Here is a 15,723-nt window from a genome sequence, read left to right on the forward strand (position 1 = left end):
GTCAAGCGTTTATTTCGCTTTCTTCTCGCTGACCCGGCGGCTTGTCAGTCGTTGTTCCCGGTCAGTGGAGGCGCATTATAGGGAGTTCTCGGCAGGCCGCAACCCCTAATTGCAAAAAACTTTTCAAGCGCGGATTTTTTCGGCAAAACGCTGGCCAAACCCGCGTTTTTGTCACTTTTCGTACTGGATCTGGCTAAATTCCTGGGCGAAACGATCGACCTGCTGCCAATCTGTGTACTCCACTTCCTTACTGGTATCCGTTTCACCGCCCGTCATACGCATAATAAATTGAATCATGATGCGGTCGAACCAACGATAGCGCGGATACCGCAATGCGCCGGCAAACACCGCGCACTGTTTTGGCTGCCACGGCGAGGCCAGCAGGAACTTGCGGGTATAAGCGTTGGTTTGCGGCGAGCGCTTTTCCGGTTTACGCGCGGTCAGGTTCACGGCGAAGAAGGCGCTCGGCATCCTATTCAGCTGTTCGGCATGGCGCTTAACGAATTTATCCAGTACCGGATTAAAGTGCCCGTAACGGATAGAAGCACCGATCATCACCTGCTGGTACTGACTAAGGTCGACCTGTTCCGCCTGCAGCAGATCAATCACCTCACAACGCAGCGTGTCCTGCAACTTGCTTGCTATATAAGAAGCGATAGCACGTGTTTGCCCGTCACGGCTCGAATAAAGTATCAATGCCTTCATGGCATACTCCTTATATCAGGCTCACTCACGCCAAAAAGTTGGCGTGAACAGCACCAGCAATGTAAACACTTCCAGGCGCCCGAACAGCATCGTCACCACCAGGATCCACTTGGCCGCCGCCGGCATCGTGGTGAAGTTATCTGCCACCACGCCCAGGCCGGGGCCAAGGTTATTGAGTGTTGCCGTCACTGCGGCGAACGCGGAAAAATCGTCAACGCCGGTGGCAATGATCGCCAGCATGCTGACGATAAACACCAGCGCATAGGCGGAGAAGAATCCCCACACCGCTTCCAGAATACGTTCCGGCAGTGCGCGATTGCCCAATTTGATGGTATAGACCGCGTTGGGGTGCACCAACCTCTTCAACTCTCGCGAGCCCTGCAGGTACAGAAGCAGAATACGGATCACCTTCAGGCCGCCGCCGGTCGAGCCGGCACAACCGCCGATGAACGCCGAGCACAGCAACAACATCGGCAGGAACAGCGGCCACTTGGCGATGCTGTCGGTCGTAAAACCGGCCGTGGTCGCCATCGATACCACCTGGAAGAACGCCTGATTGAGCGTTTCCATACCGCTCTTATAGACGCCATGTCCCCAGAGCACCAACGTGCATACCACCACCAGCGTCAACTGAACGAAGATGAACATGCGGAATTCAGGATCGCGCCCGTACACCTTCAGACTACGGCCGCTTAGCAAAGCGAAGTGCAGGCCGTAGTTACAGCCGGAAATCAGCAGGAACACGGCGATGATGGTGTTGATAGTCGGACTGGCGTAATAACCGATACTGGCGTCGTGGGTAGAAAACCCGCCAATGGCGATGGTCGAGAAACTGTGGCCGATGGCGTCGAACACCGACATCCCGGCCCCCCAGAGCGCCAGCGCACAGGCGACGGTCAGCAACACATAGATTAGCCACAGGGTTTTGGCTGTTTCGGCGATGCGTGGACGCATCTTGTTATCTTTCAGCGGCCCGGGCATTTCCGCTCGATACAGCTGCATGCCGCCGACGCCAAGTATCGGCAGTATCGCCACCGCCAACACGATGATCCCCATCCCGCCCATCCATTGCAGCATTTGGCGATAGAACAGGATGGCCTTCGGCAACGAGTCCAGCCCCACCAGCGTCGTTGCGCCGGTAGTCGTCAATCCCGAGAAGGATTCAAAGAAGGCGTCGGTCAGCGACAAGTTGGGCCGTTCCGAAAACAGGAACGGCAATGCCCCCACGCTGCCCAGCACGGTCCAGAACAGCACGACAATCAGGAAGCCTTCACGGGGCTTCAGCTCGTGTTTCTGTTTGCGGTTCGGCCACCACAGCATCAGCCCGATGGTCAACGCCACGAAGAAGGTTTGGCTGAACGCGCGCCCCGCCCCATCGCGGTAAATCAATGCCACCAGGCCGGGAATAAACATCGTCCCGGAGAACAGGATGACCAGCAGACCAACGATACGGGTTATGGCGCGAAAATGCATTTCAGCACGATCCTTAGCAATTCAATTGGGAGGAATTATTGCGAAATGGGGGTTAATTGCAAATTACCGCGACTGAGATCACGCAATTTATTCCCAAACAGTTCGACCTCGGTGGCCGGCAACGCCAGATGCAGCACGACGGCGGCGCCGTATTCGCCCTGCAGGATCCGACCTGCGGTTTGCTGCAGCAAGTTCTCCACCAACGCCAACTGCGCATAGTCGCACTGCAAGATATATTCGGCTTCCGGCACCTTTTGTGCCAACGCCAACTGCTTCAACGCCTGTTGAACACCGTTGCCATAGGCTTTCACCAGCCCGCCGGTGCCCAGCTTGACGCCGCCATAGTAACGAACGACCACGGCGGTCACTTCACCGATGCCGCTCCCCATCAGCTGCGCGAGGATCGGTTTGCCGGCGGTGCCCGACGGCTCTCCGTCGTCTGAGAACCCCAGTTGCTGCGAGTCATCGGGGCTGCCGGCGACGAAAGCCCAACAATGGTGTCGCGCCGCCGGATGCTCATCCCGCACCTGCTGAATAAACGCCTTTGCCGCTTCTACCCCGCTGGTCGGCGCCAGCAGGGTGATAAAACGGCTCTTCTTTATTTCTTCGGTAAAGCAGGTGGCTTCCGCCGGTATCGGGTAAGGCCGCATCAGGCCAGGTTCAGATCGCGCGTCATGTTCTCGATGCGCTTTTCGTGGATCACGATGTTGTCTTCGATACGGATGCCGCCATACGGCTTCAGCGCATCGATGCGATCCCAGGCGAAGTGCTGCTTGAATTCACCGCTGCGCCACGGTGCCAACAGAGACTCGATGAAGTACAGACCTGGCTCAATGGTCAACACCATGCCCGGCTGCAACACGCGGGTGCAACGCAGGAATGGATACTTGGACGGCGCCGGCAGATGGGTGCCTTGCTCGTCCTGCATAAAGCCGGCGGCGTCGTGCACCTGAAGGCCCAGCGGATGGCCCAGCCCGTGCGGCAGGAACGGCGTGGTAATACCCGTTTCAACCATCGCCTCTTCGCTGAGGCCGTTCACCAACTTGTGATTCTTGAGCAGCTTGGCGATGCGCTGATGCATTTGCACATGGTAGTCGGTATAGCGCACGCCGGGCTTGATGGTGTCGATCAGCGCCAGCTGTTCACCATTGAGATCTTTCACCAGGTGGGCGAACTCGCTGCCGCTTTGCGCCGCGTAGGTGCGGGTCAGATCGGCGGCATAGCCGTTATATTCCGCGCCGGCGTCGATAAGGAAACTCAGGGGTTCGGCCGGCGGCTGATGATCCAGCTTGGTGTAGTGCAGTACCGAAGCGTGTTCGTTCAGCGCTACGATGTTGTCGTAAGGCACGTCGGTATCGCGGTGGCCTGTCGCCGTCAGGTAGGCCAGGTTGATGTCGAACTCGCTCATACCGGAGAGGAACGCCTCATGCGCCGCACGATGGCCGGTTACCGCCGTCTTCTGCGCTTCGCGCATGCAGGCCAGCTCGTAGCCGGTTTTGATAGAACGGTGGAAATCCAGGTAGTTCAACACCGCTTTCGGGTTGATGTTTTCAGAAGAAATGCCGAGATCGCGTGCGCGCTGTTGCGCATAACCGATATAGCCCACGCGCTCGCGCTGCGGCGGAAGCTGCTGGGCGATGGCGTCGGCGTTGGCCAACGGCATCAATTCAAGGGATTTGGTCCAGAAACTGTCCGGCAGCGGCTCTACGCTGTGCCAGTAGTCGACCGGGGAGTAGAACCACAGCTTCGGCTTATTGACACCGTCGATCCACAACCAGCAGTTCGGCACCGACGTCACCGGCACCCAGGCTTTGAAATGCGCGTTCACTTTGAACGGATAGCTATGGTCGTCCAAAAATACCTTTTGCAGCTCACCGGAGTGAATCAGCAGCGCATCCAACTTGTTGCGCTCCAGCACTTCGCGCGCGCGTTTTTGCAGCTCTGCCAGGTGGTCGTTATACAAAGAAGCCAGCGTTTCCATCACAGTACCCTTATGCCTTAGCACGAAAGAAGTCATCTTAACACAGCGCTCCGGCGCACCAACCTTATCGCGTTGGGCATGCGGAGCAGCTCGCAATTCCCTGCAAATGCCGTTACATCCGCAGTTTAACCATTAGCCAGCCGGCCAGGCCGAGCAACGCTATCGCCAGCGCCCACAGGCCATGGTGTTCCAACAACACCGCGCCGGCCGCGGCAACGCCCGCCAGACACTGCTGCAGAAAGCCGCACAGCGCCATCGCATAGGCGCCGTGCTCTTTGGCGTCGCTGACCGCCATCGCCATGCTGTTGGGAAACAACACCGCCTGGCCAAAAATGGTCAGGCAATACAGCGCGATGAACAACGCCATACCGGAAAGGCCGGCCAGAATGCCGCTCCACCACAACAGCAGGATCGCCGCCGTCGCCAGCGCCACGATACCGCTGCCGGTTTGCATCAGTGTTTTCCCGCCGACACGCGCCACCGTGCGGTTCACTGTCAGCGCCCCGCTGAAGTAGGCGACGCCGATCACCAGCCCCAGGGCACCGAACGCCGTGACGTTGAGACCAAAACCCTGCTGCATGACGAACGGACTCACCTCCTGCAATGTCACCGTGGTGGCGAAGCCCAATCCGCCGACGCAGGCCGGCCAGAAGAACCCCGGCCGCCGCAGGATGGCAAAGTAGGTTGCCGCCATCGCCGGGCTCACGCCCCCTGCCCGTCCCGCCTCCAGCGGCAGCGTCGCCATCAGCGCCAGAATGATCAAACCGGTGGCGCCCATCAGGACGAAGCCCATCTGCCAGTGCGAATATTGGCTGAGCAGGCCGCCGATAAACTGCCCCCCGCCCAGCGCGGTGATGAAAGCGATGGAGAGCACCGACAGACGGCGCGCCAGCTCATCACCGCTCCAGTTATCCCGCACGATGATACGCGCAATGATCGCCGCACCACCGGCACCCACACCTTGCAGCGCACGCAGCGCCAGTAATTGGGTACCGTTGCTGCACAGCGCCAACAGTCCGCTGCAGCCAATGAAAAGCAGCAGGGAAAGCGTCAGCGGCGCTCGGCGGCCAAAGCGATCGGCAGCCGCGCCCCAGAACAGCACCGGTAAGGCAGCGCCGATGACGAAGATCGAAATGGACAGCTCGGTGGCGCGCCGGCTCATCGCCAGCTCGCGCATCACCGTCGGCAGCGAAGGCAGATACACGGTCGTCGCCATCTGCGCCATAAACACCAACAGACACGCCAGCGTCATGGTTCTGGCGGGAATGCTCCATAAGCCGCTGCGTTTGACACAAACCGCCTTAGTCATGCCTAACCTCGTCTGAATGATCAATCGCTGCAGGCAAGTGTATGAGGGCCGACAACCACCAGCAAATGCCGATAGCACATAAAATATAACTCCGTTTTAAATCAAAACACTAACTTGGTGAGATGTGATCAGACCAGCAAATATGCAATCTCTCATTTGCATATTTTTAACATAAAAACCACACTCCTCTTCATCTGGTCATACCAGATCATACGCTGATTCAGGAGATAGACATGCTCTACCAAGGCGAAACATTACAACTGCACTGGCTCGATAACGGCATTGCCGAGCTGGTGTTCAACGCATCAGGCTCGGTCAACAAGCTGGACACCCGCACCGTCGCCAGCCTGGGCGAGGCGCTCACCGTGCTGGAAAACCAGCCTGAGCTCAAGGGGCTGCTGCTGCGCTCCACCAAAGCCGCATTTATCGTCGGCGCCGATATCACCGAATTCCTTTCTCTGTTTGCCGCACCGGCTGAAAAGCTGCACGAGTGGCTGGTATTCGCCAACAACGTCTTTAACCGGCTGGAAGATTTGCCGGTACCGACCATTTCGGCCATTAACGGCTATGCGCTCGGCGGCGGTTGCGAATGCATTCTGGCGACCGATTTCCGCGTCGCCTCGCCGGACGCGCGCATCGGCCTGCCGGAAACCAAATTGGGCATCATGCCGGGCTTCGGCGGTTCCGTCCGTCTGCCACGCCTGCTGGGTAACGACAGCGCGCTGGAAATCATCGCCGCCGGCAAAGACGTCAGCGCCAAAGACGCGTTGAAAGTCGGCCTGGTCGATGCGGTAGTGGCGCCGGAAAAACTGGCCGAAGCGGCGCTCAACATGCTGCAACAGGCGATCGACGGCAAGCTGGACTGGCGCGCCGCGCGTCAACCTAAGCTGGAGCCGCTGAAACTCAGCCCGATTGAAGCGGCGATGAGCTTCACCACCGCCAAAGGCATGGTACTGCAGACCGCCGGTAAACATTACCCGGCGCCGATGACCGCGGTGAAGACCATTGAAGCCGCCGCCAAGCTGGGCCGCGATGAAGCGCTGAAACTGGAAACCGCCAGCTTCGTGCCATTGGCCCGCTCCAACGAAGCGCGCGCGCTGGTCGGCATCTTCCTTAACGATCAGTTCGTGAAGGGCCAGGCGAAAAAGCTGGCCAAGAATGTGGATGCGCCAAAACAGGCGGCGGTGCTAGGCGCCGGCATCATGGGCGGCGGTATCGCTTACCAATCGGCGCTGAAAGGCGTACCGGTGATCATGAAGGACATCAGCGACAAGTCGCTGACGCTGGGCATGAGCGAAGCGGCCAAGCTGCTCAACAAGCAGCTGGAGCGCGGCAAGCTGGATGGCCTGAAAATGGCGCAGGTGCTGTCGACCATTCAGCCGACGCTGGACTATGCCGGCATCGAGCGCGCGCAGGTGATCGTTGAGGCGGTCGTCGAGAATCCGAAAGTCAAAGCCGCCGTGCTGTCGGAAGTGGAAGGCCTGATCGGTGAGGACACCGTTCTGGCGTCGAACACCTCAACCATTCCGATTAATCACCTGGCAAAATCGCTGAAGCGCCCGCAAAACTTCTGCGGCATGCACTTCTTTAACCCGGTGCACCGCATGCCGCTGGTTGAAATCATCCGCGGCGAACAGACCAGCGATGACACCATCGCCAAAGTGGTGGCCTACGCCAGCCGCATGGGCAAAACGCCGATCGTGGTGAACGATTGCCCGGGCTTCTTCGTCAACCGCGTGCTGTTCCCGTACTTCGCCGGCTTCAGCCTGCTGCTGCGCGACGGCGCCGACTTCCGTCAAATCGATAAAGTGATGGAAAAACAGTTCGGCTGGCCGATGGGCCCGGCCTACCTGCTCGACGTCGTGGGCATCGACACCGCGCACCACGCGCAGGCCGTGATGGCCGCCGGCTTCCCGGATCGCATGAGCAAAGACTACCGCGACGCCATTGACGTGATGTTCGACAACCAGCGCTTCGGTCAGAAAAATCAACTGGGCTTCTACCGCTACAGCCAGGACAGCAAAGGCAAGCCGCGCAAGGACAACGATGAGCAGACCGATGCGCTGCTGGCCGAAGTGAGCCAACCGCGCCAGACCATCAGCGACGAAGAAATCATCGCGCGCATGATGATCCCGATGATCAACGAAGTGGTGCGTTGCCTGGAAGAAAATATCGTCGCCAGCCCGGCCGAAGCCGATATGGCGTTGGTCTACGGCATCGGTTTCCCTCCGTTCCACGGCGGCGCGTTCCGCTACCTGGATACGCTCGGCACCGCCAACTACGTTGAGCTGGCCCAGCGTTACGCACACCTCGGCGCCCTGTACCAGGTGCCGGCCGGTCTGCGCGCCAAGGCCGAACGCAATGAAAGCTACTACCCGGTGGCGACACCGCTGTCCGACGTCGCTACCCGCCAACCGGCATGAGGTCATAAAGATGGAAAACGTAGTTATTGTTGATGCCGTACGCACGCCGATGGGCCGCTCCAAGGGCGGCGCATTCCGCCAGGTACGCGCCGAAGATCTCTCCGCTCACCTGATGCGTGAAGTGCTGAGCCGCAATCCGGCGCTGGACGCCGCCGAGATTGATGACATTTACTGGGGCTGCGTGCAGCAGACGCTGGAACAAGGCTTCAACATCGCCCGCAACGCCGCGCTGCTGGCCGAGATCCCGCACCGCGTGCCGGCGGTGACCGTCAACCGCCTGTGCGGCTCTTCGATGCAGGCGCTGCACGACGCGGCACGCGCCATCATGGTGGGCGACGCGCACATCAGCCTGATCGGCGGCGTGGAACACATGGGCCATGTGCCGATGAATCACGGCGTGGATTTCCATCCGGGCCTGAGCCGCAGCGTGGCCAAGGCCGCCGGGATGATGGGGCTGACCGCCGAAATGCTGGCCAAGATGCACAACATCAGTCGCCAGATGCAGGATGAATTTGCCGCCCGCTCCCACCAGCGCGCGCATGCAGCAACGCTGGCCGGTTACTTTAAAAACGAGATCATACCGACCAACGGCCACGACGCCGACGGCGTGCTGACCCGTTACGATTTCGATGAAGTCATTCGCCCGGAGACCACCGTCGAAAGCCTGTCGGCCCTGCGCCCGGCGTTCGATCCGGTCAACGGCACCGTCACCGCCGGCAGCTCCTCCGCCCTGTCGGACGGTGCTTCCGCCATGCTGCTGATGAGCGAATCGCGCGCCAAAGCGCTCGGTTTGAAGGCCCGCGCCCGCATCCGCTCGATGGCGGTCGTCGGCTGCGATCCGTCCATCATGGGCTACGGCCCGGTGCCGGCCAGCAAGCTGGCGCTGAAACGCGCCGGTCTGAGCGTGCAGGACATCGATCTGTTCGAGCTGAACGAAGCGTTCGCCGCCCAGTCGCTGCCGTGCATCAAGGATCTGGGGCTGATGGACAGCATCGACGACAAGATTAACCTGAACGGCGGCGCCATCGCGCTCGGCCACCCGCTGGGGTGTTCCGGCTCCCGCATCTCGACCACCCTGTTGAACAACATGGAACGTCGCGACGCGCAGTTCGGCCTGGCGACCATGTGCATCGGCCTGGGCCAGGGTATCGCCACCGTGTTTGAACGCGTTTAGCTGTGTCTATCTTGGGATGACCGCGTCACCACTTCAAATCGCGGCATCCCGCCAAGTTTAGTTGCCGTTCTTCCCGCCTGTCAGGGGCGGGTTTTTTATGCCTGAAATTTGCCGACGCCCAAATAAAAACGGGGCGACCCTCGGCCACCCCGTTCACTGCGCATCGCCTGTGTCAGATAAACGAAAACGCGTCGCCAAACATATGCGCTTCCAGCGCGCCGCGCTCGGCGCAGAAACGCTCGCGGGCGATTTTCGCCATCTCGAAACGCCCGGCGATGTAAATGTCATGCTCCGCCAGCGTGCCGAAATCCTGCAGCACCGCGCTAAGCACGGTGCCGCTGCGGCCACGCCATTCAGCCTCCGGCTGCTCGACCACCGGGATCACCTTCAGATTCGGATGCTGCAACGACAGCGCTTCCAGCTCGCTCAAATCGTACAGGTGCTTCAGCTCACGCCCGCCCCAGTAGATTGAAATGTCGCGATCCGGCTGCTGCTCCAGCGCGGTCAACAGGATTGAACGCGCGTAAGAGAAACCGGTGCCGCCGGCGATCAGCACCAACGGACGGCTGCCCTCTTCCCGCAGCCAGGCGTCGCCATGCGGCACGTCAACGGTGATCGCCTGCTCTTTCAGGATGCGATCCATCACCGCCATGGCGTACAGATTCAGCTCCGAAGCGCCGATATGCAGCTCGATGTAATCTTGCTGCGTCGGGGTTGATGCCAGTGAGAACGGGCGCTTGTCGCGCTCATCCATCACCACCATCAGATATTGCCCTGCCTTGAAAGAAAACGGCTGTTCGGGCACCAGACGTACCCGATAAACCGTATCGGTAATGGCCTCTACCGAGGTCACTTTACAGCTCAATATTGTCATGCGTTCCCTCTGTCGGGTCATCAATGCAAAGCTGAGAACAGGGCCTGACGCTATAACGTCGGTTCCCTGTCACTGAAGATTGCGAGCTCATCCCAGATTTCGTCGACGCGCGCACGTACCTTTTCATCCATCTGAATCGGACGGCCCCATTCGCGATCGGTTTCACCCGGCCATTTATTGGTGGCGTCCAGCCCCATCTTCGAACCCAGGCCGGAAACCGGCGAGGCGAAGTCCAGATAGTCGATCGGCGTATTCTCCACCAGAACAGTATCCCTTGCCGGATCCATTCGTGTGGTGATCGCCCAAATCACGTCGTTCCAGTCGCGCGCATTGACGTCATCGTCACAGACGATAACAAATTTGGTGTACATAAACTGCCGCAGGAACGACCAGACGCCCATCATCACGCGTTTCGCGTGGCCGGCGTACTGTTTTTTCATGGTCACTACCGCCAGGCGGTACGAGCACCCTTCCGGCGGCAGATAGAAATCGACGATTTCCGGGAACTGCTTTTGCAGGATCGGCACGAACACTTCATTCAGCGCCACGCCCAGGATCGCCGGCTCATCCGGCGGCCGGCCGGTGTAGGTCGAGTGGTAGATCGCGTTGCGGCGCTGGGTGATGTGGGTGACGGTGAACACCGGGAACTGGTCGATTTCATTGTAGTAACCGGTGTGGTCGCCGTAGGGGCCTTCCGGCGCCATTTCACCCGGCTCGATATAGCCTTCAAGCACGATTTCGGCGCTGGCGGGCACTTCCAGATCGTTGGAAAGGCACTTGACCACTTCGGTTTTGTTGCCGCGCAGCAGCCCGGCAAAGGCATATTCAGACAGGGTATCCGGCACCGGCGTGACCGCACCGAGGATGGTAGCGGGATCGGCACCCAGCGCCACCGCGACCGGGAAACGCTCGCCCGGGTGCGCCTGGCACCACTCCTGATAATCCAGCGCGCCACCGCGATGCGACAGCCAGCGCATGATCACTTTGTTCTTGCCCAGCACCTGCTGGCGATAGATGCCGAGGTTTTGCCGTTCCTTATGCGGGCCGCGGGTCACCGTCAGCCCCCAGGTGATCAGCGGCGCAGCGTCTTCCGGCCAGCAGTGCATCACCGGAATACGGCCCAGATCGACATCGTCACCCTGCCATACCTGCTCCTGACAAGGCGCGGATCCCAGCACCTTGGTCGGCATGTTCAGTACCTGCTTGAACTTTGGCATTTTATCGAACAGATCGCGGAAGCCTTTCGGCGGCTCCGGTTCTTTGAGGAACGCCAGCAGTTTGCCGACTTCGCGCAGCGCGCTGATGTCTTCCTGCCCCATGCCCATCGCCACGCGATTGGCAGTGCCGAACAGGTTACAGAGCACCGGCATGTCATACCCTTTCGGGTTTTCAAACAGCAGTGCCGGACCGCCCGCTCGCAGGGTGCGATCGGCAATCTCCGTCATTTCCAGGTAAGGATCGATCGGCTGGCTGATGCGTTTTAGTTCCCCTCTCTTCTCCAGCAACGAGAGGAAATCGCGTAAGTCACGGTATTTCATGCTGATCATTATAACGGCCAGTGGGGAGGGCATTATAAGCCCTCTTCACGGTTGTTGCTGCAATTTTGTTAACGCCGCCCGCCGCCGGGTGGCCCTCAGCCGCAGTTGAACGGCACCAGCGCAGCCAGCGCGCGCGTATCCTGATATTCACGCGTCTCCTCACCGTGGCGGAACACCTTGAAGCCCTGCCCATTAGCGCTGAAGTAACGCAGCGCATTGCCTTCAACGTGCAGCAGGCTACCTTCACGCAGCGCCACCACCGACTCGCTTGGGTTGACCGCGCAGAACTCCGCCAAGCGCTCGTCACGGGTTTCGCCCATGTGGCCGCTGATATGCGCGTCGATGTAGTGCGGGTTGATCTGCACCGGGAACAGCCCCAGCGCCGGCAGCACCACGCTGCAGCGCACCGGCATGTCATTGGTAGTGCGAATGCTCGGCGTGGCCACGTTGCAACCGGCGCTCCAGCCGACGTAAGGCACTTCACGCTCGCGCACCGCGCGCTGGATGGGCACGATCAGGCCTTGCTCGTGCAGCATTTGGTTCAGCAACCAGGTATTGCCGCCGCTGACCAAAATGCATTCCGCCTGCGCGATCGCCGCCGCCGGCGAAGCGGCGTGGTGGATGCTGGTGACTTCGATGCCCAGCGTTTGCGCCAGTTCCTGCGCACGCTGGTCGTAGTCGTAACGGATCAGGGCGTAAGGGATAAAGACGGCGGATTTGATGCCGCGACGCGCAATCATCGCCAGCAGTTGGCTTTTGGCGTACCCCAGCAGCTCGGCTTCGCCAGACAGCTTGCCGTTGCTCAACAGAAACAGCTCCATTTCTTTCCCTCTCGGTCAAAACGATGAATAGCGTCACAGCCGGCGGCGCAGCGCTTGCCATACTGTGACGGTAACAAATTTTTAGCCCTCTGTTATACCAGCACCGTATCGATAAGTGTGTGACCCCTCGCTAATAGCCGCAGATTCATAGAGATAGGTGATGTTACACACTGAAACTTGCATCACTATGTATCCGGAATAGCTTTTGATATGCTTACCGGCTGGCAGAAAGGCATGTGAAATTATGGAATCCTGGTATCTACTTTATTGCAAACGCGGTCAGTTGTTGCGGGCGCAGGAACATCTGGAGCGGCAGCAGGTAAACTGCCTCAGCCCGATCATCACGCTGGAAAAGATCGTGCGTGGTAAGCGTATCGCAGTCAGCGAACCCCTGTTTCCCAACTATCTGTTTGTGGAGTTCGATCCGGAGCGCATTCACACCACCACCATCAGCGCCACCCGTGGCGTCAGCCACTTCGTGCGTTTCGGCGCGTTGCCTAGCGTCATCCCGAGCAAGGTGATCGATGAGCTGCGCACGCACGCCAGCGAAACCTATGTCGATCCGGAAACCCCACAGCCGGGGGATACCGTTCTGATCGTCGACGGCGTGTTCGAAGGGCTGCAGGCTATCTACACCGAACCGGACGGCGAGGCGCGTTCCATGTTGTTGCTGAACCTGATCAACAAGCAGGTCAGTCAAAGCATCGACAACCGACAGTTCCAGAAGATGTAATGCAAAAGGCGCCCTCAGGCGCCTTTTTGTTGGCTCATTTTGCGCTTAGCGACGCATCGCATCGTCGTGCAGCCACTGCGCGACACGCTTGGCGAAGTAGGTCAGCACGCCGTCGGCGCCGGCGCGTTTGAAGCACATCAACGATTCCATCACCGCAGGTTGCTCCTGCAGCCAGCCGTTCTGAATCGCCGCCATATGCATGGCGTACTCGCCGGACACCTGATAAGCGAAGGTTGGCACACCGAAGGTATCCTTCACGCGGCGCACGACGTCGAGGTACGGCATACCCGGTTTCACCATCACCATGTCCGCACCTTCCTGCAGATCCTGCGCAATCTCCTGCAGCGCTTCATCGCTGTTGGCCGGATCCATCTGATAGGTCTTCTTGTTGCCGCCCTTCAGGTTGCCGCTGGAGCCCAACGCATCGCGGAACGGGCCGTAGTAGCAGGAAGCATACTTGGCGGAGTAGGCCATGATTTGGGTATTCACCAGACCCTGCAGTTCCAGACGATCGCGGATCGCCCCGATGCGGCCGTCCATCATGTCGCTCGGCGCCACGATTTCCGCGCCCGCTTCGGCATGGGACAGCGCCTGACGCACCAGAATGTCTTTGGTCACGTCGTTAATCACATAACCCTGCTCATCGATCACCCCGTCCTGCCCATGCGTGGTGTAGGGATCGAGCGCCACGTCGGTCAGAATGCCCAGTTCAGGCACCGCGTCTTTCAGCGCGCGCACCGTGCGCTGTACCAACCCTTCCTGGTTATAGGCTTCTTCCGCATGCAGCGATTTCAGGCTCGGTTCGATAACCGGGAACAGGGAAATCACCGGCACGCCAAGTTTGGCGATGGTTTCCGCTTCCTTCACCAGCAGATCGATCGTCATGCGCGATACGCCCGGCATCGAGGCCACTTCTTCCTGGCGGTTGCTGCCCTCCATGACAAACACCGGATAAATCAGGTCATTGACCGTCAGTTGATTCTCGGCCACCAGGCGGCGGCTGAAGTCGTGACGGCGCACGCGGCGCATACGGCGACCAGGGAAGGTGCCCGGAAATGCATAGCTCATAGTTTTCTCCTAGCTCAAACCAGCCGGAATAGCCGGCGGGCGTTCTCATCGGTTTTTTGCCCCAGCCATTGCGGCTCTTCCTGTCGCCAGACGGCGACCTGATGCACGATATGGGGCAGGAAACAGGGTTCGTTGCGGCGAGATGCGGGTTTAGGCTGTAAATCCCGGGGCAACAGATAAGGGGCGTCCGTTTCCAGCAGCAGACGCTCGGCCGGGATCTGCGGTAACAGGGCGCGCAATTCCAGGCCGCGCCGCTCGTCGCAGACCCAACCGGTAATCCCGATCGACAGACCCAGCGACAGGCAGCTTGTTAATTCTTCGGCGGTGCCGGTGAAGCAGTGCACCACGGCCGCGGGCAGTTTATCCAACCACGGCGTCAGTAGCTCGGCAAAACGTGCGTGTGCGTCGCGGCAATGGAGAAACACCGGCAGTGCCAACTCCGCTGCCAGCGCCAGCTGCGCGGTGAACGCCCTTTCCTGCTGTATGGGCGTCGAGAAGTTGCGATTAAAATCCAGACCGCATTCGCCGATCGCCACCACTTCGGAGCGGGCGGCCAGGGCATAAATCTGCTCGGCGGTTTGTTCATCCCAACTGCTGGCGTAGTGCGGATGCACGCCGGCGGTAGACCAACAATAGCCCGGATGTTGCTGCGCCAATTCCGCCGCTTCGCGGCTCTCTGCCAGATCGGTGCCGGTAATCAATATCCCGGTAACGCCCGCGGCACGGGCGCGTTCCACCACCGCCTGGCGGTCTTTGGCGAATTGGCTGCTGGTGAGATTAACGCCGATATCAAACATGGTTTTTTCCAAAGCAAAAGCCGCCCAATGGGCGGCTTCGTAATCAAGATGGATCAGGGAGCTGGCGTTTCGTCACCCTCGTCTTCTTCTTCCGCCTGCGGACGACGTTTGCCGGTATAGAAGCGAGCGAAGAACACCCCCACTTCAAACAGCAGATACATCGGTATCGCCAACAGGGTTTGCGAGAACACGTCCGGCGGCGTCAACAGCATGCCGACCACAAACGCGCCGACCAACACATACGGCCGTTTCTTCTTCAGATCTTCCGGCGAGGTGACGCCACTCCAGCACAGCAGAATGATGGCGACCGGCACTTCGAAAGCGACACCGAACGCCATAAACAGCGCCATGACGAAATCGAGGTAGTTTTTGATGTCGGTGGCAATGGTCACCCCCATCGGCGCGGTCTTGGCAAAGAAGCCGAAGGCCAGCGGGAACACGATGAAGTAGGCGAAAGCCATGCCGAGGTAGAACAGCAGGCTGCTGGACACCAGCAGCGGCATCATCAGGCGGCGTTCATGCTTGTACAGCGCCGGCGCGATGAATGCCCACACCTGATACAAAATCATCGGCGCGGAGACGAACACCGAGACGATCATGGTCAATTTGATCGGCGTAAAGAACGGTGACGCCACGTCGGTAGCGATCATGCTCGCCCCGGCCGGCAGCTGCTTGAGCAGCGGCGCAGAGACCAACTGGTAGATGTCGTTGGCGAAAAACACCAGCACCACGAACACCGCCAGCACGCAAATAATCGAGTTCAACAGCCGCTTGCGCAGCTCTATCAGATGACTGATAAGGGGTTGGGTATCTTCAACAGCCATGTA

At 59.5% G+C, this 15,723-nt stretch carries 14 protein-coding genes; 3 read left to right on the forward strand and 11 right to left on the reverse strand.

What is annotated here, in order from left to right:
• Nucleotides 1-171 precede the first annotated feature (171 nt).
• The 5 genes from hemG to ACJ8PN_RS17170 all read right to left on the reverse strand — a co-directional run bounded on the left by hemG (nucleotide 172) and on the right by ACJ8PN_RS17170 (nucleotide 5,468).
• The gene (hemG, locus tag ACJ8PN_RS17150) at nucleotides 172-705 is read right to left on the reverse strand and encodes a menaquinone-dependent protoporphyrinogen IX dehydrogenase (RefSeq protein ID WP_004934493.1); all 534 of its coding nucleotides are present in this window, start codon (nucleotides 703-705) and stop codon (nucleotides 172-174) included.
• A 21-nt stretch (nucleotides 706-726) separates the two neighbouring features.
• On the reverse strand, nucleotides 727-2,178 hold the full coding sequence (trkH, locus tag ACJ8PN_RS17155) for a Trk system potassium transporter TrkH (RefSeq protein WP_004934492.1): 1,452 nt from the start codon (nucleotides 2,176-2,178) through the stop codon (nucleotides 727-729).
• 35 nt (nucleotides 2,179-2,213) lie between these two features.
• Nucleotides 2,214-2,828, reverse strand: coding sequence for an IMPACT family protein (locus ACJ8PN_RS17160; RefSeq protein ID WP_004934489.1), 615 nt, complete (start codon nucleotides 2,826-2,828; stop codon nucleotides 2,214-2,216).
• Nucleotides 2,828-4,159 (reverse strand): Xaa-Pro dipeptidase, encoded by a 1,332-nt coding sequence (pepQ, locus tag ACJ8PN_RS17165; protein WP_004934485.1) that lies wholly within the window; start codon nucleotides 4,157-4,159, stop codon nucleotides 2,828-2,830. Before pepQ ends, ACJ8PN_RS17160 begins: the two co-directional genes overlap by 1 nt.
• Before the next feature lie 112 nt (nucleotides 4,160-4,271).
• Nucleotides 4,272-5,468, reverse strand: a complete 1,197-nt coding sequence (locus ACJ8PN_RS17170; RefSeq protein WP_442535114.1) for an MFS transporter — start codon at nucleotides 5,466-5,468, stop codon at nucleotides 4,272-4,274.
• Between the two features lie 233 nt (nucleotides 5,469-5,701).
• Here ACJ8PN_RS17170 and fadB point away from each other — a divergent pair, with 233 nt between their 5' ends.
• Both fadB and fadA read left to right on the forward strand, forming a co-directional pair.
• Nucleotides 5,702-7,891: a fatty acid oxidation complex subunit alpha FadB gene (fadB, locus tag ACJ8PN_RS17175; protein ID WP_075685260.1), complete on the forward strand. Its 2,190-nt coding sequence runs from the start codon at nucleotides 5,702-5,704 to the stop codon at nucleotides 7,889-7,891.
• A gap of 10 nt (nucleotides 7,892-7,901) precedes the next feature.
• Nucleotides 7,902-9,065, forward strand: coding sequence for an acetyl-CoA C-acyltransferase FadA (gene fadA, locus ACJ8PN_RS17180; RefSeq protein WP_004934476.1), 1,164 nt, complete (start codon nucleotides 7,902-7,904; stop codon nucleotides 9,063-9,065).
• 172 nt (nucleotides 9,066-9,237) lie between these two features.
• Here fadA and fre read toward each other — a convergent pair whose 3' ends face one another.
• The 3 genes from fre to pepE all read right to left on the reverse strand — a co-directional run bounded on the left by fre (nucleotide 9,238) and on the right by pepE (nucleotide 12,298).
• Nucleotides 9,238-9,939 (reverse strand): NAD(P)H-flavin reductase, encoded by a 702-nt coding sequence (fre, locus tag ACJ8PN_RS17185; RefSeq protein ID WP_004934474.1) that lies wholly within the window; start codon nucleotides 9,937-9,939, stop codon nucleotides 9,238-9,240.
• Nucleotides 9,940-9,989: 50 nt separating this feature from the next.
• Nucleotides 9,990-11,510, reverse strand: coding sequence for a 4-hydroxy-3-polyprenylbenzoate decarboxylase (gene ubiD / locus ACJ8PN_RS17190; protein ID WP_048326642.1), 1,521 nt, complete (start codon nucleotides 11,508-11,510; stop codon nucleotides 9,990-9,992).
• Between the two features lie 62 nt (nucleotides 11,511-11,572).
• Entirely contained in the window at nucleotides 11,573-12,298 is a 726-nt protein-coding gene (gene pepE / locus ACJ8PN_RS17195; RefSeq protein ID WP_033631520.1) for a dipeptidase PepE, read from the reverse strand.
• A gap of 244 nt (nucleotides 12,299-12,542) precedes the next feature.
• Here pepE and rfaH point away from each other — a divergent pair, with 244 nt between their 5' ends.
• The gene (gene rfaH, locus ACJ8PN_RS17200; RefSeq protein WP_004934466.1) at nucleotides 12,543-13,031 is read left to right on the forward strand and encodes a transcription/translation regulatory transformer protein RfaH; all 489 of its coding nucleotides are present in this window, start codon (nucleotides 12,543-12,545) and stop codon (nucleotides 13,029-13,031) included.
• A 45-nt stretch (nucleotides 13,032-13,076) separates the two neighbouring features.
• On the opposite strand, the gene hemB is transcribed toward rfaH, so the two are convergent.
• From hemB to tatC, 3 genes are read right to left on the reverse strand one after another with little or no spacing between them, the layout of a single operon-like run.
• Nucleotides 13,077-14,099 (reverse strand): porphobilinogen synthase, encoded by a 1,023-nt coding sequence (hemB, locus tag ACJ8PN_RS17205; RefSeq protein ID WP_351107938.1) that lies wholly within the window; start codon nucleotides 14,097-14,099, stop codon nucleotides 13,077-13,079.
• 14 nt (nucleotides 14,100-14,113) lie between these two features.
• Entirely contained in the window at nucleotides 14,114-14,896 is a 783-nt protein-coding gene (tatD, locus tag ACJ8PN_RS17210) for a 3'-5' ssDNA/RNA exonuclease TatD (RefSeq protein ID WP_351107941.1), read from the reverse strand.
• Between the two features lie 53 nt (nucleotides 14,897-14,949).
• The gene (tatC, locus tag ACJ8PN_RS17215; RefSeq protein WP_351107944.1) at nucleotides 14,950-15,720 is read right to left on the reverse strand and encodes a Sec-independent protein translocase subunit TatC; all 771 of its coding nucleotides are present in this window, start codon (nucleotides 15,718-15,720) and stop codon (nucleotides 14,950-14,952) included.
• Between the last annotated feature and the right edge of the window lie 3 nt (nucleotides 15,721-15,723).

This window comes from Serratia sp. CY76391 (assembly GCF_052166695.1).
Taxonomy (GTDB): domain Bacteria; phylum Pseudomonadota; class Gammaproteobacteria; order Enterobacterales; family Enterobacteriaceae; genus Serratia; species Serratia nematodiphila.